The organism is Butyrivibrio sp. WCD2001 (assembly GCF_000424485.1).
Lineage (GTDB): Bacteria > Bacillota > Clostridia > Lachnospirales > Lachnospiraceae > Butyrivibrio.
Genome location: NZ_AUJZ01000008.1, coordinates 189,025 through 213,079, shown reverse-complemented (window position 1 = coordinate 213,079; position 24,055 = coordinate 189,025). Strand labels below are relative to the sequence as shown.

The 24,055-nt window shown below is 43.9% G+C and carries 19 protein-coding genes; 4 read left to right on the top strand and 15 right to left on the bottom strand.

Going from position 1 to position 24,055, the window contains the following annotated elements:
• The 6 genes from G630_RS0109745 to tig form a co-directional block, all read right to left on the bottom strand.
• Positions 1–1,734: an ABC transporter ATP-binding protein gene (locus G630_RS0109745; RefSeq protein ID WP_022761072.1), complete on the bottom strand. Its 1,734-nt coding sequence runs from the start codon at positions 1,732–1,734 to the stop codon at positions 1–3.
• Between the two features lie 348 nt (positions 1,735–2,082).
• Positions 2,083–3,642 (bottom strand): glutamine-hydrolyzing GMP synthase, encoded by a 1,560-nt coding sequence (gene guaA, locus G630_RS0109740; protein ID WP_022761071.1) that lies wholly within the window; start codon positions 3,640–3,642, stop codon positions 2,083–2,085.
• A 100-nt stretch (positions 3,643–3,742) separates the two neighbouring features.
• Entirely contained in the window at positions 3,743–5,191 is a 1,449-nt protein-coding gene (locus G630_RS0109735; protein WP_022761070.1) for a deoxyguanosinetriphosphate triphosphohydrolase, read from the bottom strand.
• 55 nt (positions 5,192–5,246) lie between these two features.
• The gene (locus G630_RS0109730) at positions 5,247–6,662 is read right to left on the bottom strand and encodes a C40 family peptidase (RefSeq protein ID WP_022761069.1); all 1,416 of its coding nucleotides are present in this window, start codon (positions 6,660–6,662) and stop codon (positions 5,247–5,249) included.
• A gap of 118 nt (positions 6,663–6,780) precedes the next feature.
• Positions 6,781–8,172, bottom strand: a complete 1,392-nt coding sequence (asnS, locus tag G630_RS0109725; RefSeq protein WP_022761068.1) for an asparagine--tRNA ligase — start codon at positions 8,170–8,172, stop codon at positions 6,781–6,783.
• A gap of 30 nt (positions 8,173–8,202) precedes the next feature.
• A complete protein-coding gene (gene tig, locus G630_RS0109720; RefSeq protein WP_022761067.1) occupies positions 8,203–9,414 on the bottom strand; it encodes a trigger factor in 1,212 nt (403 codons plus the stop codon).
• Positions 9,415–9,585: 171 nt separating this feature from the next.
• Here tig and G630_RS0109715 point away from each other — a divergent pair, with 171 nt between their 5' ends.
• Positions 9,586–10,059 (top strand): hypothetical protein, encoded by a 474-nt coding sequence (locus G630_RS0109715; RefSeq protein WP_022761066.1) that lies wholly within the window; start codon positions 9,586–9,588, stop codon positions 10,057–10,059.
• Between the two features lie 87 nt (positions 10,060–10,146).
• Here G630_RS0109715 and G630_RS0109710 read toward each other — a convergent pair whose 3' ends face one another.
• Entirely contained in the window at positions 10,147–10,788 is a 642-nt protein-coding gene (locus G630_RS0109710; protein ID WP_022761065.1) for a hypothetical protein, read from the bottom strand.
• A 243-nt stretch (positions 10,789–11,031) separates the two neighbouring features.
• Between G630_RS0109710 and ispE the strand changes: the two genes are divergently transcribed.
• Both ispE and G630_RS0109700 read left to right on the top strand, forming a co-directional pair.
• The gene (gene ispE, locus G630_RS0109705) at positions 11,032–11,907 is read left to right on the top strand and encodes a 4-(cytidine 5'-diphospho)-2-C-methyl-D-erythritol kinase (protein WP_330361222.1); all 876 of its coding nucleotides are present in this window, start codon (positions 11,032–11,034) and stop codon (positions 11,905–11,907) included.
• A gap of 37 nt (positions 11,908–11,944) precedes the next feature.
• On the top strand, positions 11,945–12,379 hold the full coding sequence (locus tag G630_RS0109700; protein ID WP_022761063.1) for a DUF1934 domain-containing protein: 435 nt from the start codon (positions 11,945–11,947) through the stop codon (positions 12,377–12,379).
• Positions 12,380–12,409: 30 nt separating this feature from the next.
• Here G630_RS0109700 and G630_RS0109695 read toward each other — a convergent pair whose 3' ends face one another.
• The 3 genes from G630_RS0109695 to G630_RS0109685 are packed head-to-tail and all read right to left on the bottom strand — an operon-like array spanning position 12,410 to position 15,504.
• Positions 12,410–13,315: a dihydroorotate dehydrogenase gene (locus tag G630_RS0109695; RefSeq protein WP_022761062.1), complete on the bottom strand. Its 906-nt coding sequence runs from the start codon at positions 13,313–13,315 to the stop codon at positions 12,410–12,412.
• Positions 13,316–13,346: 31 nt separating this feature from the next.
• A complete protein-coding gene (locus tag G630_RS0109690) occupies positions 13,347–14,147 on the bottom strand; it encodes a dihydroorotate dehydrogenase electron transfer subunit (protein ID WP_022761061.1) in 801 nt (266 codons plus the stop codon).
• Positions 14,148–14,175: 28 nt separating this feature from the next.
• A complete protein-coding gene (locus G630_RS0109685) occupies positions 14,176–15,504 on the bottom strand; it encodes a dihydroorotase (RefSeq protein ID WP_022761060.1) in 1,329 nt (442 codons plus the stop codon).
• A 56-nt stretch (positions 15,505–15,560) separates the two neighbouring features.
• Between G630_RS0109685 and G630_RS0109680 the strand changes: the two genes are divergently transcribed.
• Complete coding sequence (locus G630_RS0109680) at positions 15,561–16,292, top strand: lysophospholipid acyltransferase family protein (protein ID WP_022761059.1); 732 nt, start codon at positions 15,561–15,563, stop codon at positions 16,290–16,292.
• 23 nt (positions 16,293–16,315) lie between these two features.
• Here G630_RS0109680 and G630_RS0109675 read toward each other — a convergent pair whose 3' ends face one another.
• The 5 genes from G630_RS0109675 to G630_RS0109655 form a co-directional block, all read right to left on the bottom strand.
• Complete coding sequence (locus G630_RS0109675) at positions 16,316–17,533, bottom strand: D-alanine--D-alanine ligase family protein (protein ID WP_022761058.1); 1,218 nt, start codon at positions 17,531–17,533, stop codon at positions 16,316–16,318.
• 75 nt (positions 17,534–17,608) lie between these two features.
• Positions 17,609–19,267, bottom strand: coding sequence for a Mur ligase family protein (locus G630_RS0109670; protein ID WP_022761057.1), 1,659 nt, complete (start codon positions 19,265–19,267; stop codon positions 17,609–17,611).
• A gap of 38 nt (positions 19,268–19,305) precedes the next feature.
• Positions 19,306–20,094, bottom strand: coding sequence for an alpha/beta fold hydrolase (locus tag G630_RS0109665; RefSeq protein WP_022761056.1), 789 nt, complete (start codon positions 20,092–20,094; stop codon positions 19,306–19,308).
• Positions 20,095–20,109: 15 nt separating this feature from the next.
• On the bottom strand, positions 20,110–21,654 hold the full coding sequence (locus G630_RS0109660; protein ID WP_026498449.1) for a glycoside hydrolase family 9 protein: 1,545 nt from the start codon (positions 21,652–21,654) through the stop codon (positions 20,110–20,112).
• A complete protein-coding gene (locus tag G630_RS0109655) occupies positions 21,654–23,951 on the bottom strand; it encodes a hydratase (RefSeq protein WP_026498448.1) in 2,298 nt (765 codons plus the stop codon). Before G630_RS0109655 ends, G630_RS0109660 begins: the two co-directional genes overlap by 1 nt.
• Positions 23,952–24,055: the final 104 nt, after the last annotated feature.

Below are 24,055 nucleotides of genomic sequence, written 5' to 3'. Positions count from 1 at the left end.
TTATTCGCAGGCAGCCATAGCTTTGTGGTAGTCTCCATACTGAGCCTCATATGTGCTGTAATACAGACCACCTTTTCTGATGAGCTCAGAGTGGGTTCCTCTCTCGGCCACCCTTCCGTTTTCAAGTACAAGGATCTCATCGGCATCCTTCACTGAAGAAATACGGTGTCCGATGATGATCTTGCTCATATCATTCTTTTCCTGAAGCTCCTGTTGAATTGCTGCTTCAGTTTCCATATCCAGTGCGGATGTAGAATCATCCAGCACCAGAAGATCTGCCTTCTTGGCAAGAGCTCTCGCAATGGAAAGTCTCTGTTTCTGCCCTCCGGAGAGGCCGATGCCTCTTTCTCCGATGACAGCGTCATAGCTGTCGGTTATCTTCTCGACAAACTCCTGAGCGTGAGCACTCTTGATGGCTGACTTAACGGTTCTTAAGTCCATTGTGTCCTTGAATCCAAGTCTGACGTTCTCAGTGATGGTATCCGAGAAAAGAAATACATCCTGCGTTACAACCGAGGAAAAAGCTCTTACATCACTAAGGGGCATCTTCTTGATGTCTTTTCCCTCGATCTTTATGCTGCCGCTTGTGACGTCGTAGAACCTCTCAATAAGGTTTACGATGGTGCTCTTTCCGGCACCGGTGGCACCCATGATTCCAAGGGTCTTACCTTTTCCTAAGTTAAAGCTGACATCGTTCAGGATTGTCTTGCCGTCAATGTTGAAGCTCACATGATCGAAGCTGATCTCACCCGACTTGTTACCCTCCTTATGCAGCTCTTTTGCCCAAGTATCTGTGATCTCGGGCTCGGTCTTCATAACCTTGTTAATTTTTTTGTAGCCTGCAAGACCCTGAGAAACCAGGGAAAGCATCCAGCCAAGGTTTTCAATGGGCCATACTACCTGGATTGAATATGACACGAATGCAACAAGAGTTCCGTAGGTGATGCTGCCCTTGATGGCTGCGTAGCCGCCAATGGCCACCACCAGAACCTGCATAATCTTGGGGATCAGGCCGATAAGAGGATCGCTGTCCGCAAGATCGGAAGCAAACTGCTTGTTCGCATCGCCGTAGGCTTCGTTCTTTTCATCGAACTTTTTCATCTCAAGGCCCTCGGCAGAAAATGCCTTTACAGTTCTGACACCTGAGATGTTCTCTTCAACAACTTTGGTGAGATCGGCATTTCTTTCGCTGATCTCGTCGTAGTCCTTGCCGAGCTTTTTCTCAAGGTGAAGGGCCACATATGCAAGAGGAGGCATAAATGCCAGCGGGATTATGCTGAGCTTCCAGTTTAGTGTGATCATACAGATTACAACGCCTATGAAATAAACGGTTGCTTCAGTCAAAAGCATGCCCACAAATCCCGTAAGATCCCATACTGATCCGGCATCGTCCTTGACTCTTGCCATGAGCTCGCCGGTGTTGTTCTTGTCAAAATAGCCCTTGTTCAGGGAGAATATGTGCTTCATCATGTCTTTTCTAAGGCCCGATGCCACGCGGCATCCTGACATGTCGCACAGGAACTCCTTAATAAACTGGAAGAAGGCTCTTCCAAGACCTGCTGCTACGAAGAGAATAATGTCTCTCCTGAATATATCCATATTTCTGCCCACGATGACGTCGTCAACCATGGACAGGGTAACGAAAGGCAGCATTACATCAATTGCGGTGCTGCAGATCAGAGAGATTCCTCCGATCAGGTATCGCCACCAGTTTTTTATCAAATACTTTTTCATTGTTTCACCCCTATATCTACAAACGCACAGTTGTGCGCAAAACAAAAAGCGACAGGATCGGAGACCCTATCGCCTAGTTATCGCCTGCAGCACATCGCGCGCATGTGCCCAAAAATATAAAAGGCGTGGTCTCCTGAGCGGATACCACGCCAAAATAAGCCTTATAGAATTACTTGGCAAACTTCTGCGAGGTAACCACAATTACCATGTTCAGTACATCATTATGCCTAGTCTTAATCATTGCGTTTACCTCCTTTCTGAAAAAATAGTTTACAGTGTCACAAGCAACTACTACATTATGCTAATTGAAACTCTTTGTCAATACAATATTTGAAATTTACAGAATTTTCACTCCAGTTCCACCGTTCCCGGAGGCTTACTTGTAAGATCGTACATTACTCTGTTGACACCCTTGACCTCGTTGATGATACGGCTCATAACACGCTGTAATACCTCAAAAGGAATCTCTGAAGCCTCGGCTGTCATAAAGTCGATTGTCTCAACGGCGCGGAGAACTACTGCATAATCATAGGTTCTCTCATCACCCATAACTCCGACAGATCTCATATTTGAAAGAGCTGCAAAATACTGATCGGGAAGCTTTTGCATCTTGCCTTCCTTGAACGCCTCAGCAAGCTCTGTTCTGTAGATATAATCGGCATCCTGAACTATGCGAACCTTCTCGGCTGTAACCTCTCCGATTATTCGAATTCCAAGTCCCGGTCCGGGGAAAGGCTGACGGAACACAAGATACTCGGGAAGTCCAAGCTCAAGTCCAGCCTTACGAACTTCGTCCTTAAACAGTGAACGAAGAGGTTCGATAATTTCTTTAAAATCGACATAATCCGGAAGTCCGCCGACATTGTGGTGAGACTTAATCACAACGGACTCACCGCCAAGGCCTGATTCAACAACGTCGGGATAAATAGTTCCCTGAGCGAGGAAATCAACCGTTCCAATCTTCTTGGCCTCTTCCTCAAAGACTCTGATGAACTCTTCACCGATAATCTTGCGCTTTCTCTCAGGCTCTTCAACGCCTTTGAGCTTTGCATAATATCTTTCTGCCGCATTTACGCGGATAAAGTTAATATCGAAATTTCCATTAGGGCCAAATACGCCCTCGACCTCATCGCCTTCATTCTTACGAAGAAGACCGTGGTCAACGAACACGCAGGTGAGCTGCTTGCCGATAGCCTTTGCAAGAAGTGCTGCCAAAACTGATGAATCAACACCGCCCGATAAAGCAAGAAGCACCTTGCCGTCTCCAACCTTTTCTCTTATCTCTTTTACTGTATTTTCCACAAAAGAATCCATTCTCCAGGATCCTTCTGTCTTGCAGATTCCTCTTACAAAATTGTAGAGAATCTCTTTACCCTTAACTGTATGGAGAACCTCAGGATGGAACTGGATAGCATAGAGTTTTTTCTCTTCACAGGCTGCTGCAGCAACAGGGCAGTCCGCTGTATGCGCAACAATCTCAAATCCCGGTGCAGCCTTGCTGATATAGTCAAAATGGCTCATCCAGACAATGGTTTCATCCTCAATTTCTGCAAAAAGTGTATCTTTAGCACCATCTATAAAAGTATTCGTCTTACCGTATTCTCTTACAGGTGCCTTCTCAACCTTGCCTCCGAGCACATGCATCATAAGCTGGGCGCCATAGCACAATCCCAAAATCGGAATGCCAAGCTCAAACAATTCCTTAGTGTAGGTCGGTGCTCCCTCCTCATAACAGGAGTTCGGACCACCCGTCAGGATAATTCCCTTGGGATTCATCGCCTTAATCTGATCGATAGGCGTTCTGTAGGAATAGATTTCACAGTAAACGTTACACTCTCTGACACGACGGGCTACAAGCTGATTGTACTGTCCGCCGAAATCCAGGACCACTACCATTTCTTTATCCATATTTTCCTCTTTCATCATTGATGTGAAAAATTCTGTTTATCGCTTAAATTACAATAAATGCAATAGCAAAAAAAAGCAAGCCTGCAGATATATCACAAATCTATATTAGTCCGTTCAATTCCTGATACAACCTCTTCGCATAACTGTCAGTCATGCCGCATACATAGTCAGTCACAAGAAGAAGCCTCAAATAAAGCTTTTCATCCTCTGTCTTTCCCTCAGAATAAATGTGATATATCTTTTTATAATTATCCGATATGAACGACATCATCCTGGAATCTATAGGACGCAGCTTATTTCCGGTATCATAGCCTATTGCCGCGGGCACAAGTCTGTCCAGAAGATAGGTCAGAATCTGATCCGCACTCACTTCAATCTTTAATATCGGCTCCGAATTGAATGCATATTTTACGGCAATTTCTCCCAGGGCATCCACAATATGTTTCCCTTCGGTACCCTCAAGGAGTTCTGAGCCAAAGGATCCATCCATGATCTCGTTATAATGCTCAGCAAAGCTGTCCGTAGCCAGATAAATAAGCCTTCCCTGCACAGCAATGATCCAATTTTGAACCGCATATCCGCCCGGATCACTTACTCCATGCTCGATTCCCTTGCCGTATCTGTATTTCAATGTTCCGATGAGGTCTCTGTACACATGATCCGACTGATCCTCGTAGCATCTCTTCTCAAGCTCCCTTACCAGCATGTCAAAGCTGATTCTTCCCTTTTTATAAGAATCCTCTATATCAGCTGTCCTGTATGCTATATCATCAGCTGCCTCAAGAATATATGTCAGCGGATGACGTCTTCCGCCTAAGCCGCAGGAATCCTCTATGTCCTTAAAAAGCTCTCTGTCCGCATAGTAATAACCCATCTTGTGACAGCATATATCAGGGTTCTTCTTATCAACATCCAGCGATGAAACGGGATACTTTATAATGGTAGCCAAAAGAGCTTTCGTAAGGTTCATTCCGTGCTCATCAACTAAGTAATGCAGTTTACTTACCACTCGAAGCGCCTGGGTATTACCCTCGAAATTATAAAAATCGTTCTGCATCTGAGGATTCAGAATCTCGGTAAGCGGTCTCCCTTCTTCAAAACCTGTACCACTCCCAACAGTGTCTTTTGAAAAACGAAGTTTTGGCAAATTATCTTTAAACCACTCCCTTATCACGGTCTCTCCGAAGTGACCGAAAGGCGGATTCCCTATATCATGCAAAAGTCCTGCGCATTGCAAAATGTCACAGATATCCTGTTGGTAGGACGGATCAAAGCTCTCGTCCTTTATCTGCGTTAATATTTTCCTTGCTATGTTCTGTCCAAGAGATTTGCAAAAGGAGGAAACCTCCAGAGAGTGCGTAAGCCTTGTCCGCACAAAATCGGACTGATCCAGCGGAAATACCTGGGTCTTGTCCTGAAGCCTCCTGAAAGAAGCGCTTCCTATTATTCTGTGATAGTCTTTTTCAAATTCACTGCGAAGATCCTGTGACCCCTCTCGTTTTTGAATAGGGCGGATTCTGTCTCCGCAAAGAAGTTTATTCCATTCCACGTTTTACCCTCATCCGTCAGCTTCGCTGACACCTTCTCCATAGGAGAAGGCTTATTTATCCCACAAACCTACGAATTGTAAGTATTGTTCTGTAGGTTGCATTCTCGTATTTTATTCCGGTTCTGGCGGTACTTGCATGAACAATTCTTCCGCCGCCCAGATAGATTCCGACATGTCCGCCGTAATAAATTACATCCCCGGCCTGGGCATTCTGATATGAAACCTCCCGGCCATAGGTTGCCTGAGAATAGGAAGTTCTCGGGACAGTGATTCCAAATGCTTTGTAAACAGCATAAACAAATCCCGAACAGTCTGCACCGTTTGTAAGACTGGTTCCTCCCGGAACATAAGGATTGCCGACAAACTGACAGGCGTAATTTGCTATATTCTGTCCGCTTGCAGAACCGGCAGGAGCAGGTGCTGTATTTGAAGCCTGGGCTGACGGAGCTTCACTGCTTGCTGTAGATGCACTACTTTGTCCGGCATCATCGTCGTCATCATCCTCATCATCGTCGTCGGTGGCAGTATTCTTTGCGAGTTCTTCCTGCGCCTTCTTCTTTGCAGCCTCTTCTGCTTCCTTCTTCTTTCTAGCCTCTTCCACTTCCTTGGATGCGGCTTCGTCTGCTGCCTTCTTTGTCTTTTTTACTTCAGCATCCTTTGCATCAATCTTAGCCTGCAAATCCCTTATCTGCGAGGTCTGCTGTTTTAGCTGTTCGGAATATACGGCTGCGTTCTGTCTCGCCTTTGCAAGCTGCACATCAAAGTTTGCATACTGCTTCTTATATTGGTCTATAACTGTCTCAACATAAGCCTGTTCCTCTTTAAGCTCATACTGTGAGGTCTCAAGTTCAGACTTTGCTTCTTCAAGCTCCTCTCCGTATTGCTGAGCAGCCTCCTTTACCGCAACAAACTCTGACAGCTTTGTTCTGTCATAATCATAGAGTTCCTCGGCATATCCGGCTTTGTTGAGCATATCTCCGACGCTCTGCGCCTGTAACAAAAGCTCAGCATAGGAGAACTCTCCCTTTTCATACATAAACTTTATGCGCTTTTTCATGGCATCATAAAGTGTTTCTTCCTGAGACTTCGCCTCATCATATTCCTGTTGAGTCTTCTCTATCTTTACCTGAGTATCCTCAATATCGGACTGAATCAGATCTATACTTGTGAGCAGGCCTGTAAGTTCCTCATTTGCAGCATTAATGCCTTCCTGGATTTCAGCCTGCTCTCCCTGAATATTGCTGATATCCCTGTTTGCATTGTCAAGACCGCTCTGGCTTTGCTGCTGTTCTGATTCAATGGCATCCTGCTGCTTTTCCAGAGTTTTTTTCTCCTTTTCCAGCTCCTTTTGCTGCTCCTTAAGTTCCTTACTGGTCGTAGCGAAAGCGGTGCTGCCGGAGCTCAAAACAAAGACTGCCGCCATAATTGCACAAATATATTTTTTATATGCTTTAAATGTGTATTTTCTCATTTATTCCCCATAAAAAAACAAAACTCTTATTCTATTTTATTATATCAAAAAAGCCGCCTCATTTTCTTATTTTTCATAGAAAATGAAGCAGCTTGATTATTCAGATATTATGCTCGAATTACAGCTCACAGTTTCCTACTGTACGAGGGAAGGACTCAACGTCGCGGATATTGCCCATACCTGTAAGGTACATTACGCAACGTTCGAAACCAAGTCCGAATCCGGCGTGACGAACTGAACCGTAACGGCGAAGGTCAAGATAGAACTGATAATCTTCCTTCTTAAGGCCAAGTTCATCCATTCTCTTTTCAAGAGTCTCGAGATCATCCTCTCTCTGGCTTCCACCGACAATCTCACCGATTCCGGGTACAAGACAGTCAGCAGCTGCAACAGTCTTGCCATCCTCGTTAAGTTTCATATAGAAAGCCTTGATTTCCTTCGGATAATCAGTTACGAATACAGGCTTTTTGAAAATCTCCTCTGTGAGATATCTCTCATGCTCAGTCTGGAGGTCACAACCCCAATCTACCTTGTAATCAAACTTATCATTGTGCTTCTTAAGAAGCTCAACCGCCTCGGTATATGTAATTCTACCGAAATCGCTGTTTGCAACATTCTTAAGTCTTTCGATAAGTCCCTTATCTACAAATGTGTTGAAGAACTCCATCTCAGCAGGTGCATTCTCAAGTACATAGTTGATAACATACTTAAGCATAGCCTCTGCACAGTCACAATCATCCTTAAGATCTGCAAAGCACATCTCGGGCTCGATCATCCAGAACTCAGCAGCGTGACGTGTTGTGTTTGAGTTCTCTGCACGGAATGTGGGGCCAAATGTGTAAACATTCTTAAATGCAAATGCATAGGTTTCAACGTTAAGCTGTCCTGAAACAGTAAGGTTTACCGGCTTTCCGAAAAAATCCTTTGAATAATCAACTTCTCCGTCCTCAGTCTTGGGAACATTGTTCAGGTCCATTGTTGTTACCTGGAACATCTCACCTGCACCCTCACAGTCACTACCTGTGATAAGCGGTGTGTGAACATATACGAAGCCTCTCTCCTGGAAGAATGAGTGAATAGCATATGCTGCAAGTGAACGAACTCTGAAAACTGCCTCAAATGTGTTTGTTCTTGCACGAAGATGAGGAAGTGTTCTCAAATACTCAAGAGAGTGACGCTTAGGCTGAAGCGGATAATCGGGAGTTGAAGGTCCCTCGATCTCAATACCTGTTGCCTGCATCTCGAAGGGCTGCTTTGCATCAGGAGTCATTACGATCTTACCTGTAGCAATGATAGCTGCTCCTACATTGAGCTTGCTTACTTCTGCAAAGTTGCTAAGCTCATCAGAATAAACCACCTGAAGGGGTGAAAAATATGTACCGTCATTTAATACAACAAATCCGATAGTCTTAGAATCACGAATATTACGGATCCAGCCGCCAACCGTCACTTCTTTATCTGCATATTTTTCCGGAGCTGCAAAGAGCTCTCTGATATCTGTCAGTTCCATATATACCTCCGTATCTGTCCGTTATTCGGATCAATCTGCGCTTTCTGCTTCCTCTGCTGCGTCTGTCTGTGCTGCTTCATCAGTCTCTGCTGAACTGTCGGCCTCTGTCGCATCGGCTGTAGGCTCTGTAACAACTGCATTTGCTGCAAGGAACTCAATAACTTTATTTGTAAGGAGATTCTCCTTCACATTCTCAACATCAACTGTCTTCTTGTACTCATCAAGGCTGGCAACCGACTTACCTTCTTCGGCAGTAGCATTTGCATTAGCCATATCGGTATTAAGCTTCTCGTTGAGTTCGTCCTCTGTTACCTCAATACCCTCAGCCTCAGCAATTGCTCCAAGCATTATGAACTGATTTGCAAGTTCAACCGACTTATCTGCAAGATACTCTTCCTGCTCTCCTGTAAAGCCATCCTGTGACATCAGCATTGAAAGAACCTGGTCTGTTGAATAATTGGTACCGTAATTTGCTGAATAATATGATGCAACAAGATTTGCCTGATCTGTGTACAATCCCTTAAAGCGCTCAAGGGCTGCAGCAGGAGTCTCTGAAAATTTACAATTATTGGTAACAGCTTCAAGAATCTTATTATTTACTTCATTCTGATAATCTGTCTGCTTTTCCTCGAGAAGTCTGCTCTTAAGATATGCCTTAAGTTCATCAATAGTAGATACATTCTCTATTCCAAGTGAAGCTGCATAAGCATCGTCAAGATCTGGCTTAACTTTTATGCTGTTGACCTTTACCGTGAAAATAACATCTGCACCGGCAAGCTCGGCAGCGCCGTAATTCTCAGGGAAAGTAAGATTCAAATCTCTTGTCTCACCAATCTGTGCTCCGATAAGACCGTCCTCAAAACCATCAATAAAAGAATGTGAGCCTATTGTAAGATCATATCCTTCAGCAGTACCACCATCGAATACCTCGCCGGTATCTGCTCTTTTACCGGAATAATCGATATTGACTGTATCACCCTCCTGAACTGCTCTGTCTGTTACCTCAACAGTAGCCTTCATGGAAGAGCTTATATACTGCATGTACTGCTCAACCTCTTCGTCTGTAACTTCAGGGGATGCAACTTCTATGGACAATCCCTTGTACTCTCCAAGCTTTACATAATCTGTAAGTTTAATATCCTTAAGGTATGCAGCATCGGCGTTTTTGCCTGCCTTGGCACATCCTGTAAGTGCTCCCGCAGCAATTACCGCAGCCATCATAACTGACACTATTTTTTTCATATAACATTTACTCCTTGAAAACAAAAATCAAACTTTTTTAATACTAGCACAGTTTCTACTTATGTTAAAGTATTTTGTTGCCTGTAACCGCATTCAATGATAAAATACTTTTTGCGCGATGTTTTTCGCTAGTCGCAACAATCAGTTTTTTGTATAGTTTGGAGGAATGTTTTGAATCCGGTATTAATCGTATTATTAGTAATTATTGCAGTTCTTATTATAGGTCTTGTTGTACTGACCATTCTCGGTAAGAAAGCCCAGAAGCGTCAGGAAGAGCAGCAGGCACAGATGGAGGCTATGAAGCAGAGCATTTCCATGCTCGTCATTGATAAAAAGCGTATGAAGATCAATGAGGCAGGTCTTCCTTCTGCTGTTTTGGAGAACACTCCCAAGCTTCTTCGTCGTTCCAAGCTTCCGATCCTTAAGGTTAAGGTTGGTCCCCAGATCATGAATCTTGTCTGCGATGAAAAGATCTTTGATTCTGTACCTGTTAAAAAGGAAGTTAAGGCTGATGTGAGCGGAATCTATGTTATAGGTGTTAAGGGTATCCGCGGCGGTGTTGCTCATAAGGAAGAGAAAAAGGGATTCTGGAAGGATCTCATTTCCAGAGCTCAGGAGAAGGCCGGCGCAAAGCCCCTTAAGTAATCCGATACTTTAATAAAATACTACAAAATAAGGACTGTGGCATATGCTCACAGTCCTTTTCATTATTCAATATTTAATTTGTAAAAATCATGCTTCAATTTCACCGGTCTCAGCAGTTGTTTCATTATTCTTTTCAGCCATTTCGTCAAATCCCTTCATGACTGCATCGTAGGTCTGCTTTGAAATATCCGGCAGTTCTTTGCCCCAGGCCTTGGTTGCTTCCTTAAATCCCTTTTCAAATGCTGAGCGCATCTTTTCGATCTGACTGGGATCTCCGCCTGTAAGAGCATTTGCAAAATCGAGAATACGCTGTGAGGTCTGCTTTACGCCCCAATAACCATCCTCAGATATCTCTTCCTGCGCTTTCTTCTTTGCAAGTTCATCAACCGTATAGTCGCCGCTTGCAAGGAAAGACCAGATATCATCGGCTTTTCCGATGGCGTTTCCCTGTTTGGAAATCATCTGGGATACAATATCCTTCAGCTGATTGGTTCTTTCCTCCAGGTCGCTCTTTAGCATATTGACAACTGCTTCGTTCTTTGTGTAAGTCTTATTGGTTGTAGGTGCTGCCACACTATCCGACTTCTCATAAACCGCAGCTTTTCCGGTATCTTTTGCTTCAGCGGTTTTCGCTGTTTTATCCTCAGATGTTGATTCTGCTACCTTTGCGGTCGTCGTCGGCTCGTAATACGTGGTTTGGTCTACACCCGTAACTCCGTTTACGCCCATATGAACTCCTTTTCTACGCCAAATGATCTGACGCCGATACGACTGGTATGCCAAGGCATACTTACAGTATTACTCATCTTATTTATCGACTCTTTTCAATTTAACCTTAAGTATTTTTTTAGCTATTTTCAATTAAATAATTATAAAATTTGTACTATTACCATATACTTCTCCGCAAAATGTAAACTATTTATAAAGTATGGTATGATACTTACAGTTTGATGATTGAAGGAGGATATTCTATTGATCACAAGAAAAGCATACGCGAAAATAAATTTAGGCCTTGACGTAATCGGAAGACGTGATGACGGCTACCATCTCGTGCGAATGATCATGCAGAGCATTGACCTGTCAGACGATCTTTCTTTTGAAAAAAGAGACGATAATAAAATAGTAATAGAGACATCGGATCCCAGAATTCCCACGGACGAACATAACCTGATCTATAAGGCTGCTGATCAACTTCGTTCTCACTGTAATGCCACAGACCTGGGTGTAACTATCCGCCTTGAGAAGCACATACCCATGGCTGCCGGAATGGCCGGTGGAAGCACCGATGCTGCTGCGACATACATTGCACTTAACGAACTCTGGAATCTCGGTCTTAATACCGAGGAGTTATGTGACCTTGCAGTAAAAAAAGGTGCGGACATTCCCTACTGCATAAAGGGTGGTACCGCCCTTTCGGAAGGAATAGGAGAAGAACTTACAGCTCTCCCCGACATGCCCTCCTGTCATATTGTAATTGCAAAGCCACTTCTTGATGTATCAACCGCTTGGGCTTACACGACTCTTGATTCGGCACCCATTGCAGAGCATCCGGACATTGACGGAATAAAATCCGCCATAGAAGAGGGCGACCTTACCGGAATAACTGATCGCCTCGGCAATGTTTTAGAGCCTATTACATCCGGAAAATATCCTGTTATAGAGGAAATAAGGCAGATTCTTCTGGCAAACGGCGCGAAAGGCGCACGCATGAGCGGAAGCGGCCCTACAGTATTCGGTATTTTTGAGAATAAGGATCTTGTCAGCGCAAATAACGCCATAAAGGAACTCCAAGGCAGAGGTATTGCCCCTGAGCTTTTCCTGACAAAGCCCATTAGCTCAAATTTATAAGTCCATTACAATTATATTTTTATAAAACGGAGTATGAATGAACGGAACACTTAAAATCGTCGGCTCCCACGATCACGGCGACGGAACTCCCGAAATAATAAAGCAGGAGTTCCCGGCAAGCTGCGACCAGCAGGGAACCACCTACATAATCACATATACGGAAGATATGTCAGATACTCCCGGAGAGGCACCTGCAGTTACTTCCCACAGGCTTGAGATCGGTGAGGGCTTTCTTCGCATGGTTCAGACCGGTGCTTTGGATTCGGAGCTGTATTTTTCACTGGGAAAAACCTGGGACACCGACTATAAGACTCCCTACGGCCTGATGAAAATGACTGCCATAACAAGGCATCTCATGATTGAAGAAAATCCAAAAAAAATCACCGCCCATGTACAGTATGAACTGCAGCTGGACGGCGATAAAATCTCGGATTCAAAGGTAAGGATATCCTTTACTCCGGATAATATGTAATTATTTAAACTCTACCGGCGTGGTGAATACTTATTTCACTGCGCCGATTATTTCATTAATATCCGATATATTCTGCTCTTCCATATATCTCTCAATACCTTCTATCACATTTATCGTGGTATAAGGATCATGGAAATTCATAGCTCCTACTGCTACCCCAGATGCTCCTGCAAGCATGAATTCGATGGCATCCTCTGCTGTCGCTATACCACCCATTCCGATAACCGGGATTTTTACCGCATGTGAAGCCTCATATACCATGCGAACAGCAACCGGCTTTATGGCAGGCCCCGACAAACCGCCGGTTTTATTTGCTATGGCAAAGGTTTTCCTGTAAATATCAATCTTCATTCCGGTAATTGTATTTATTAGTGAAATAGCATCCGACCCTGCTGCCTCTGCAGCCTTAGCCATCTCTGAAATGCTTGTGACATTCGGGCTGAGCTTCATTATGATCGGCTGTTTTGCATGCTTTTTGATTTCTTTTGTGATTTCAAATAAAGCATCCGGATTCTGCCCGAAAGCTATTCCGCCCTCCTTAACATTGGGGCAGGATACGTTGATTTCAAGCATATGAACCGAATCCTGATCTGAAAGCCTCTCGACAACGTCCACATAGTCCTGCGTACTCTTCCCACACACATTGACAATAACTTTAGTATCAAAGTCCTTAAGAAAAGGCAGATCTCTCTCTATCATTACATCCACTCCGGGATTCTGAAGTCCAATGGCATTTAGCATTCCGCCATATACTTCCGCCACTCTCGGTGTTGGATTTCCCGGCCACGGCACATTGGCAACACCTTTTGTAACAACGGCGCCAAGTCTGTTCAGATCTACAAATTCCGAGTACTCCATGCCGGATCCAAAGGTACCGGATGCGGTCATTACGGGATTCTTAAAAGTAACTCCTGCAATTGTAACTGCTGTATTCATTCTAATCTCACCTCGTAAAAATTTTTACATTTTAAAGTTCAAGATCATCTGCATCAAACACCGGTCCATCCGTACATATTCGTGCGTTGTTTACATGTGAATGCTCATCTGTATTCTTCGTCTTGCATATACATCCAAGACAAGCGCCTACTCCGCAGGCCATACGCTCCTCCAGGCTTATATAAGCTTTTGCACCTATTTCCGCAGCATAAGCTGCCACTCCCCTAAGCATGGGCATAGGGCCGCAGGCATAGATAATATCTGCCTGAACCTTATTCTCTCTGCAGGCGTCTATGACATTACCTTTAGTCCCTACGCTTCCGTCCTCGGTGGCAATAAGGAGATTTCCGTACTTTTTAAATTCGTCCGCAAGAAAATTGTCCGAATTCCTGTAGCCCATTACCATAGTAACCGACCCGGCTTTTACTCCCTCATTCCCTTCATGAAGGGCTTTTGAAAGACCAAGGAGCGGCGGAACACCGATTCCTCCGCCTATGATAAGAACCCGCTTTCCTTCTGCCTTATCAAGCGGAAAGCCATTTCCCAGAATCCCAAGAATACTTATGCTTTCTCCCGGCTGATAGAGTGCAAATTCTGCAGTGCCGCTTCCTGCTATTCTGTATACTATTCTGAGTTTTCCGTTTTCCCTGTCATACTCACAGATACTTATGGGCCTTGGAAGAAGAGTGGACTTATTCTTTGGATAAATCCCGACAAACTGGCCCGGATTTGCATCCTCCGCCAGGCTTGTTTCAATAGTGATATCCATTATTCCGTCCGCAAGCACCCTCTGTTCCAGCACTACCGCGTCTATTTTTTTCTTTTTAGACATTTCTTTCCTCCGTATATTAAGCGTATACTTATGAATTTGAATTTATGTCGTACACCCTGCCTCCGCATATGGTGTAATATATTTTTCCAGGAAGTTCCTGACCGATAAACGGAGAATTTGAAGCTTTTGAAGCAAATTTCTCCCCAACCTTACGGGTCTCATTCTCAGAAAAAATGACCAGATCAGCCGGGCCGCCTTCAAAGATCCTGCCCACGGCTCCAAGTTCATAAATATTGGCAACCTGATAGGTCATTCTGGATAGCAGCGTCATAAGATCCAGATGTCCCTTTTGTACCAGTTCTCTTATGCCAAGCCCCAGCGATGTCTCAAGACCTATTATTCCGCTTGGCGCTTTTGAAAATTCCGCCGCCTTTTCCTCGGCAGTATGCGGAGCATGATCTGTTGCTATCGTCTCAATCGTTCCGTCTGCCAGCCCTTCTATAATAGCAAGCCTGTCCTCCTCTTTTCTGAGGGGCGGATTCATTTTAGCCATGGTTCCCCATTCTCTTACCGCGTCATCTGTTAATGTGAAATGATGGGGCGTAGCCTCAGCATGGATTCTCGGATTGGTTTTTCTTGCTTCCCTCACCATATCCACGGCTTCCTTCGTGCTTATATGCTGGATTGTAATATGTGCTCCGGTCTCACCTGCTATTTCTATATCCCTTTTTACCATGGATATCTCTGCTTCTCTGGGTGAACCCTTAAGTCCCTGAAGCTCGGCAGCTTCTCCCGCATTTATTCCGTTGTCGGTTATAAACTCCGGATTCTCCTCGTGAAGGCTGAGCACTTTTCCGAGTCTTGCAGATTCAAGGCAGGCCTTTCGCATGATGTTTTCATCAGTTATCGGCTTCCCGTCATCGGTAAACAGTACTGCGCCTTCCTTAAGAAGACCTTCCATATCCGTCAGCTCATTACCGTTCATCCCCATTGTAATATTTGCGCAGGTGAAGACGCGTATACCTGTCTCCATCCCCTTTTCAAGAGCATATCTTATAGTCTCGGGGTTATCCATGTGCGGCTCAGTGTTACCCATCATTACAACAGAGGTAAATCCGCCGTGTTTTGCTGCTTCCGCACCGGTATGAATATCCTCCTTCTTTGTAAAACCGGGATCCCTGAAATGGACGTGCGCATCCACAAGGCCGGGTGCAACTATCATTCCTCCGGCATCTATTTCACACAGCTGTCCCTGAGGATCGCTATCGGCATAATATGCCATGGCTTCAGCAGCCATATCATCCAGAGTTCCGCAAAACCCTATCTTGGCTATTCTGCCCTCATGAATAAGAATATCTCTGTATCCGTCTGTTTTACTTGCAGGATCCATAAGCCTGCCATTTTTAATAAGAATCATGTTATTTCCTTTATTATGATATAATATCTATACTATACACTAATCGGAGAGTTTTTATGATACGTTTTATTTTAGTTCTGTTGTTTTTAATTATCTTTTTTCTCTGCAGCATTGTCATGCACCTGGTGCTGTGGATTGTCGGCAAATTCAATCTGAATGCCAAGAAGGTCGCATCCCTTCGCATAGTAAGCTGGGCATTTAGATGTGTCGCATTTCTTTCAGGCGCCAAGCTTACCGTGATAGGAGAAGAGAATGTCCCGAAGGATACAGCGGTTTTATATGTAGGAAACCACAGAAGCTATTACGATATAGTTCTAAGCTATTCCAGAGTTCCGCGAATTACAGGTTATATAGCCAAAAAAGAAATATTAAAAGTTCCGATTCTCTCGCAGTGGATGAGAAATATGGACTGTCTCTTCCTTGACAGAGACGACATAAGACAGGGCCTTCAGGTAATTCTTTCTGCAATTGATAAGGTGAAAAACGGCATATCAATAACGATTTATCCCGAAGGCACCAGAAACGGCACCGACGAGATGCTCCCCTTCCACAAGGGAAGCTTTAAGATCGCTCAGAAAACCGGATGCCCCATAGTTCCTATGACAATCAACAACTCAAATGCGATCTTTGAAGACCACATTCCTTTTTTAAGAAAGTCGCATGTCGTTCTGGAATATGGTGAGCCCATCTATCTGGATAAGCTCGATCCCAATGATAAAAAGAACATCGAGACCTACTGCTACAACATAATTAAACAAACATATGAAAAAAATAAGGCGCTTGTATAAAGCGTCTTATCTTTTTTTATTCATTATGAGGTTTTGCTTCCCTTGGAACCGCCGCCAAGCTTAACACCCTCAAGAACATTCGTCTCAAAGGAGAATACAAGCTTGTGATTCTCTCTATCCTGTTTGATCGCTATGTCGATCATGTCGTCAAGAAGCTGGGAATACTTCTTGCCAAGAGGCTCCCAAAGATAAAATGATAATGATCCCGGGATAGTATTTATCTCATTGAGATAGATTTTTCCTGTCTCTTCGTCAAGCATAAAGTCTATTCTGGAAACTCCGCTGCATCCAAGGCACTTAAATGCATCAACTGCCATCTTGCGAACTTCACTTCTCTGTTCATTGGTAATCTCAGCGGGGATCTTTCTCTTAAGGCTGGCCATTCCCTTGGAACCGCCACTCTTTGCTCCGCCGCTCTTTGCGCCTTTTGCTCCTGAGCCACCGATATATTTATCCTCAAATGAAAGAATCTCGTCTGAGTTTACAGGCTCCTCACACTCTGAAGCCTCTGCCTCCTCGTAGTCACCGAGAACTGAACAGTTTATCTCCTTAAGCTTCACTATTGCGGGCTCAACAAGAATCTTCTTTGAAAACTCAAAAGCCAGCTCCAGTGCTTCTGTAAGCTCTTCTCTGTTGCTCGCTTTGGAAATACCGATACTTGATCCAAGGTTAATGGGCTTTACAATAACGGGATACTTGAATACACCCTCAATCCTGTTCATAAGGGCATCGGGATCCTCATAGTCAGTCCATGTATAGCATTTACAATCAAGAACAGATATACCGTTGTCCTTAAGAACGGTTTTCATAACGTACTTATTCATGCCGACAGCGGATGAAAGAACATCACATCCTACAACCGGCAGACCAAGTGTCTGCAAAAATCCGGTAAGAACGCCATCCTCAACATTGGTTCCGTGCACAATGGGGAACGCGATATCAACACTTGTAATAACGTTGTTACCAAACTTCTTCATGGGGTAACGGACAAGATTGATCTTATTGCCATCCTTAATCCAAACTACCCTTGTGCTCTTCTTCAAAAGCTCCGGAATATGTGTATATTCCTCGATCTTATCAATATCCTCACCAATATAAAAATCGTTCTCTTTTGTCATATAAACAGGCACAATATCATACTTATCCCTGTTCATATAGCCTATAGCCTGGATTGCAGAGATGATTGAAATCTCATGCTCCGTACTTTTTCCTCCAAAGAGAACTGCCAGCTTTAATTTCAAAATTAACACTTCCTTTCAAAAATCCAATTAACACTCTAAATCATTATATAGACTTGAGAAAATATTGCAAATCCATCAGGTGTAATTATCCGGAAGGTCATTCTCAAGAAGGATTACCTTGGGTTTTCCGGCATCAATCTCATACATCAGATCAGTAGCCTCTTTTAAGGTAGTCTTCACAAAAAGTCTGTCCTCTGAAAAACCGGCTTCGAGCGCACCCTCTTTTATGGGTTTTACATGATCCGCTCCGACAAGAATAATATAGTCCGCTGCATCTGCTGCCTGTCTGCCGAATTCCTTGTTATACTCGGCTTCCTTCTCTCCAAGTTCAACCATACCCGGTGTCACAAGAATCCTAACACTTCCCTCAAATTTTGAAAGTGTATCAAGAGCCATTTTCGCTCCCATGGGATTTGAGTTATACGCATCATCAATAATCGATACGTTTCCATGCTTAAGTAGCTCCTGTCTGTGCGGAGCAGGAGTAATTCTTCTCACCGCCATCTTGAGCTTTGTCATCGGAATACCCATTGTATGAGCCATGGCTATCGCTCCGACAACATTGGTAACATTGTGCTCTCCTAGAAGCTTCATCGAAAATTCTGCTTCTTCTCCGTTAGGTGCAGTCACTTTAAACGATGCTCCGTCAGGTGAATATTTAACCTCTGTGGCTCTGTAATCACAGCCTTCACTCACGCCGTAAAGCACGACATTCTCATGACGCATATTATTTCTGATAAGCTCATTGTCGCCGTTTGCAAACTTAAGTCCCTGTCTGCTCTTTTCCTGAACAGCGTCAAACAGTTCATATTTTGTATCAATTATATTCTCAATTGAATGGAAGGTCTCAAGGTGCTGTGGCCCTATTGAAGTCAATATTCCGTCATCGGGATGTACAATATCGGTTATCTCCTTAATATCATACACATGTCTTGCTCCCATCTCGCAAATGAAAATCTCGTGCATAGGTGTGAGTTGTTCTCTTATTGTACGAACGACTCCCATAGGCGTATTAAAGCTCTCCGGCGTCATTAAAACACGAAAGCCCTCTGAAAGAAGAGTCCAGAGATAGTATTTTACGCTGGTTTTTCCATAGCTTCCGGTAATTCCGATTATCCTTAATCCGGGATGCTCCTGAAGCATTCTCTGAGCATCATGAATAAACCAGTCATTAACTCTTTTCTCAATAGGCTTATTTATCAGATTACACAGGGCCGTAACGAGAGGAAGAAGTCCTACAAATGACGCAAAAATGATACCTGCAGCAATCCTCTTTTTACTGCCTTCAACAGTAAAATTGGATACACTTTTTGATGTTGCTATAAAAATAGAGGATATAGTCTGTACCCCGGTAAAATAAAGATATACCGCTATCACTCCCAAAATCAGGAAAAGCACCGCATAGGTCACAAAAAGTCTCTGTACCCTCTTTGTTACCACAAACTTCTTCTTTGCAGGCTTTGGAATATACTGAAAGATCAGGAAAATAAGAAATAGCAGGGAAAGAATTCTGAAAGCGCTTCCTGCCTTATTACTTCCAAGCATTCCGCCTATTATTGTCACACATAAAAAGCCCACATGAAGTCCGTATCTGTGGGGCTTTGATCTGAGGAACCTGAAATATCCCTGAAACTGATATGATGAAAGCTGTAACATGTGGGTATAATATCTAAGACCCAAAACCGTTACCGCAATATATGCTGCAAAATATAGAATAAGTAAAAATGTATTCATATAACCCCTCATCCGCCGGTTTTATCGGCAAGTGTTATTTACATCTCAATTTTCAAAAAACTTCCCAGAATCTTATTAAATAAATACTGGTTATCAAGGAAAGAATAATGTCCTGCTCCCTGAATAACTGCAAGTCCGGCCTCCGGCATAAGCTTCTCCATCTGTTGTCCGTCAGAAAGCGGGGTTGCCGTGTCCTGATCTCCCCATATAAGAAGTGCCGGCATAGTCACCTTGGGCATGTAGGGCGCAAGATCCTCGTTTACAACCTTTACCAGACTGTTCCTCATTACGGGCGATGCCGCAGCATAATCCGCCGAGCCGAATTTCTTCTTAAGGTTCTCAAGTGTACCAGGAGATATCTTTGCTATTCCTGTCTTTATAAGTAAGTTCTTGTAAAACTTGTATCTCCTTGTTTTTGCCGACTGTTTTCCTGACGGCACAGGCTTTATTCCCGCACTGTCCGTGAGAATAACCCTGGGAATCTTAAATCCAAGCTCCTCCTCACTCTTAGTGCCTATCATTTTTATGATAACTCTGCCACCCATTGAATGTCCGAGGAACATTATCTCCTTTTCATCGGGAAAAAGCTTCTTAACAAAATGTATAACAAAGGTGACAAAATCACTTACTTCCCAGGGCTCAGCAGGCTCATCGCTTTTTCCGAACCCCGGCATGTCCATGCCGACTACATGGTACTTCTTGGAAGCAAACTTGAAAATACCATCAAAAAGATCCACATTGGAGCCCCATCCGTGGAGAAGGATAAGAAGAGGACCCTCGCCCTCATCGCGGTAATTAATATTTAATCCGTCAATTTCTGTATTCATAAAATCCTCATGCTTTTACTCTTTTATAACATTGAGCATAAATATAAACATCGCATTTAAAAGCGGCTGGTTCATGATTCCCATGCCCTCATCCGTGTTCAGATAAGTACGCTCCGTCGTGTCAGTAATATAATTCACCGCCTCGGGATTGCGTCCCATAAGGTAATGGGCGTGGTTCTCAATGATAGTAGTATACTCATAATTATATATTATATGGTCGGTAATTGTTATCGTTCTCATATCATCGAGAAGCTGTGCATGGTCCCTGCTTGTGACCATGAATCCGGAACTCCTTGCTGCATCAACTATACTTGTTGTCTTTTTCATAAGGAGCTTCATTATTTTTGAGCAAATATCCACATTTACTTTCTGATTGGTTGAAATATATGTGATACATCCAAGGAAAATATCCTCATTCTCCTCAAATAAAGATGAGTATTTCCCGCTTTCAAAATATGATGTCAAAACCTGCTCATAATCCGAACTTCCGGTAGCACGATACAACTGAGCCGCAGCATAGAAGCCTTCGGTTTTTTCCCTGACATTCTCTGTCCCTGCATACAGGCTGTAGGCTCTGTCGGCACACTTCAGACATTTGGTTGCAAAATCAGAATCATAGCTCTGATATAAAAAGCTGAATTCAGCAAGCAATGTAGCAAATCTGATAGTTGCATCCATGGTTACAGGGGTAACCTCAACCTGCGCCTGCATCAGATCTTCAGACTCATTTCTTACGGTAAGCGCGGCACCATAAACTCCTCCGGTGCGCTCATCCTGCATTTTCATGAGCCACTCGATTTCATACCTCACTTCATCAAGAATGTCGGGAATACCATTCCCGCTCTCCGGTATTCCGGTATCATCCGGAATGGATTCAGGTTTCATCTCGTAGGCAAGCAGAAGATTCTGAGCAATCTTACAGCCAAGTTCAACCTCTCTGTCTGCCTCGGAATTGAGGTGCCATCCCCCCGATACGTCCAGTGTTTTATCCGGATCCTCCTGAAGATGAGCCTCTTTGGTGTGACAGGCAGCATGTGCATCCTCTCCCGCAAGTTCCTCCGAAAGTGACATACCACATCTGTTGGTGTAGTACGTTCTTAAAGCCTGACGAAAAATGTCACCATATAGGTCATTCTTAATCCTGAAAGAGTAGGAACTTCCTATATTATCAGCATAAATATAGTATGTTCCGTCCTCAACCAGATCCGTAAAATAACCTTCTTTTATCTCCTCACCGTCTTCTTCATAGTTTGTGTCACGCATCTGCCCCGTATAGGCAAGTTCGCCGGTTTCAAGATTATATATATAGAACAATTCAGGCAAATCGCTGCCTTTAAAGGTCACGACTTTTTCAGCGCCGGTTCTGTACCCGTTCTGATCCACCAGGGCGCTTGGTACTATAGTGGGAACATCATATACGACATTTGGAGCAGGGTCGCTGCTTTGCGCCTCCTGCTCCGGTTTAACGTTATTTGTATTTTTAGTACTCCCGCATCCAACAGCCATGAACGCCAGTGAGACACTCATGACTATCGCGGTAAGTCTTCTAAAACAATTCATTATTTCTTTCCTGCACGGTTATAGTTTATAAGACATCCGTCTAAAATTATCTCTCTCTCATTGTCGGTGAGATCACCAAGTGTCATTGTAAACTCAGTAAGCTTTCCACCGGACACGGCAACAGCCTTGATTGTATCAGCCTTGTTCTCAACAGCGGTTCTGATACCGGGAAGGAAGATGTAATCCTTATTTTTAAACGGAAGCTCTCCCTTGTCAATAACAAGCGGAAGCATACCCCAGTTGATAAGGTTTGAGCGATAGCGTTTTGTCGCATACTCATTGGCAACGTTAGCCCAACCTCCGAGAACCTTCTGGCAGGAAGCTGCCTGTTCTCTTGCGGAACCATCGCCGGGTTTAACTGCAAAAATTGTTGAGCCAAAGCCGACGTTAGAGTTATTTACATCAGCATACTCTTTTACTATAGAAGCCATAACCTCCTTGAGCTCAGGCCATGCTGCCTCGGGATCACTGCCCTCCATAAGTGCGGTCTGAGCTTCTCTGATTTCCTTGGCAAGTCCTACGTATGCAGGATCCTTTCTTGAGAGTGTGAACTCAGCAAGTCCAAGAGGATTTGAACGGTAAGAACTTGTCTCACCTGAAGGGATGAGCTCGTCAGTTGTGGTAACCGGATCGTGGATCTCGGAAACAACTCGAAGAACAAGGTTCTCCGGAAGTGCTGTCATCTTCGGCCAGTCCTTGATATTGGGACCAAACTGAAGCTCTGCACTGGGATCAGCCTTACCCTTCGAATCAAATACACGGTTTGCATATATTTCCTTATCAAAGTGATATGTATATTTATTGAACTTACCGTCAAATGCTGTAGCAGGTGTAAGTACACCCTGGTTAGCAGCTGTTGCAGCAATTGATCTTGCATCCATAAGTGCAACCGAAGCAATCTGGCCGCTCTGAACCTTAGAACCTTCTCTGTTGGGGAAGTTTCTGGTGGAGTGTCTGATACTGAACGCATTATTTGCGGGTGTATCTCCGGCACCAAAGCAAGGGCCGCAGAACGCAGTCTTAAGTATTGCTCCTGTCTCAAGGATCTTAGCTGCTACTCCGTTCTTCACAATCTCCATGAAAATCGGGGTTGATGCAGGATATACGCTAAGTGTAAATCTGTCGTTACCTGTATATCTTCCCTCAAGAATATCAGCTGCAGCACAGATGTTTTCAAATCCGCCGCCGGCACAGCCTGCGATGACACCCTGGTCTACCATAAATTTACCATCTTTTATCTTTTCCTTAAGAGAATATTCTATCTTATCTCCAAAGCTTACCTTTGCGCGCTTCTCAACATCCGCAATAATGTCAGCCAGATTAGCATTTACTTCCTCAATCTCATAGGTGTTGCTGGGATGGAAAGGCATAGCGATCATGGGCTTTATAGTGCTGAGATCAACCTCTACCACGCCGTCATAATAAGCAACATCACCGGGCTTAAGCTCCTTGTAATCTCCGCTTCTGCCGTGAATATCATAGAAATTCTTTATCTCATCATCTGTCTGCCAGATTGAAGACAGGCATGTGGTCTCTGTGGTCATTACATCGATTCCAATACGGAAATCAGCTGAAAGAGATGCAACTCCGGGACCCACAAACTCCATTACCTTATTCTTTACATAGCCATCGCCGAATACCTTGCCGATAATTGCGAGTGCCACATCCTGAGGTCCCACGCCATGCATGGGCTCGCCCTTAAGGTAAATTGCCACTACTCCGGGCATATTTATATCATAGGTCTGATTAAGGAGCTGTTTTACGAGCTCAGGTCCGCCTTCACCCATAGCCATGGTTCCGAGAGCACCGTATCTTGTGTGCGAATCGGATCCAAGAATCATTCCGCCGCCTGTTGCAAGCATTTCTCTTGCGAACTGATGGATAACCGCCTGATGAGGAGGTACATATATACCGCCGTATTTCTGAGCTGCGGTGAGACCGTACATGTGGTCATCTTCATTAATTGTACCGCCAACCGCACAAAGCGAATTGTGACAGTTTGTAAGTACATAGGGAATAGGAAACTTTTCAAGTCCCGATGCACGTGCTGTCTGGATAATACCTACATAAGTAATATCGTGGCTGGTAAGCTTATCAAACTTTATCTCAAGCTTATCCATATTGCCTGATGTATTATGATTACTTAAAATTCCGTAAGCAATTGTATTTTTTCTTGCTTCATTTTTGTCAGTTTCTTTTCCGGTCTTAGCTGCAACGCTTTTTAAAGCCTCGGCATCATCAGCAATAAGCTCTGTTCCGCCAACCAGATAAGCACCGCCATCGTACGTCTTGATCATTCCCGTTCCTGCCTTTCCTTTTAACATAGCCATTTATCTCTTAGATTTTGAACCATTGTACCACTAGAATGCACCTTTTGGGTATATTTAATTACATTAAAAAC

Coding starts and splice junctions, on each gene's coding strand:
- G630_RS0109745 (WP_022761072.1), bottom strand. CDS start 1,734: ATGAAAAAGTATTTGATAAAAAACTGGTGGCGATACCTGATCGGAGGA.
- guaA (WP_022761071.1), bottom strand. CDS start 3,642: ATGGATAAAGAAATGGTAGTGGTCCTGGATTTCGGCGGACAGTACAAT.
- G630_RS0109730 (WP_022761069.1), bottom strand. CDS start 6,662: ATGAGAAAATACACATTTAAAGCATATAAAAAATATATTTGTGCAATT.
- asnS (WP_022761068.1), bottom strand. CDS start 8,172: ATGGAACTGACAGATATCAGAGAGCTCTTTGCAGCTCCGGAAAAATAT.
- tig (WP_022761067.1), bottom strand. CDS start 9,414: ATGAAAAAAATAGTGTCAGTTATGATGGCTGCGGTAATTGCTGCGGGA.
- G630_RS0109710 (WP_022761065.1), bottom strand. CDS start 10,788: ATGGGCGTAAACGGAGTTACGGGTGTAGACCAAACCACGTATTACGAG.
- G630_RS0109700 (WP_022761063.1), top strand. CDS start 11,945: ATGAACGGAACACTTAAAATCGTCGGCTCCCACGATCACGGCGACGGA.
- G630_RS0109695 (WP_022761062.1), bottom strand. CDS start 13,315: ATGAATACAGCAGTTACAATTGCAGGAGTTACTTTTAAGAATCCCGTA.
- G630_RS0109690 (WP_022761061.1), bottom strand. CDS start 14,147: ATGTCTAAAAAGAAAAAAATAGACGCGGTAGTGCTGGAACAGAGGGTG.
- G630_RS0109685 (WP_022761060.1), bottom strand. CDS start 15,504: ATGATTCTTATTAAAAATGGCAGGCTTATGGATCCTGCAAGTAAAACA.
- G630_RS0109680 (WP_022761059.1), top strand. CDS start 15,561: ATGATACGTTTTATTTTAGTTCTGTTGTTTTTAATTATCTTTTTTCTC.
- G630_RS0109670 (WP_022761057.1), bottom strand. CDS start 19,267: ATGAATACATTTTTACTTATTCTATATTTTGCAGCATATATTGCGGTA.
- G630_RS0109665 (WP_022761056.1), bottom strand. CDS start 20,094: ATGAATACAGAAATTGACGGATTAAATATTAATTACCGCGATGAGGGC.
- G630_RS0109660 (WP_026498449.1), bottom strand. CDS start 21,654: ATGAATTGTTTTAGAAGACTTACCGCGATAGTCATGAGTGTCTCACTG.
- G630_RS0109655 (WP_026498448.1), bottom strand. CDS start 23,951: ATGATCAAGACGTACGATGGCGGTGCTTATCTGGTTGGCGGAACAGAG.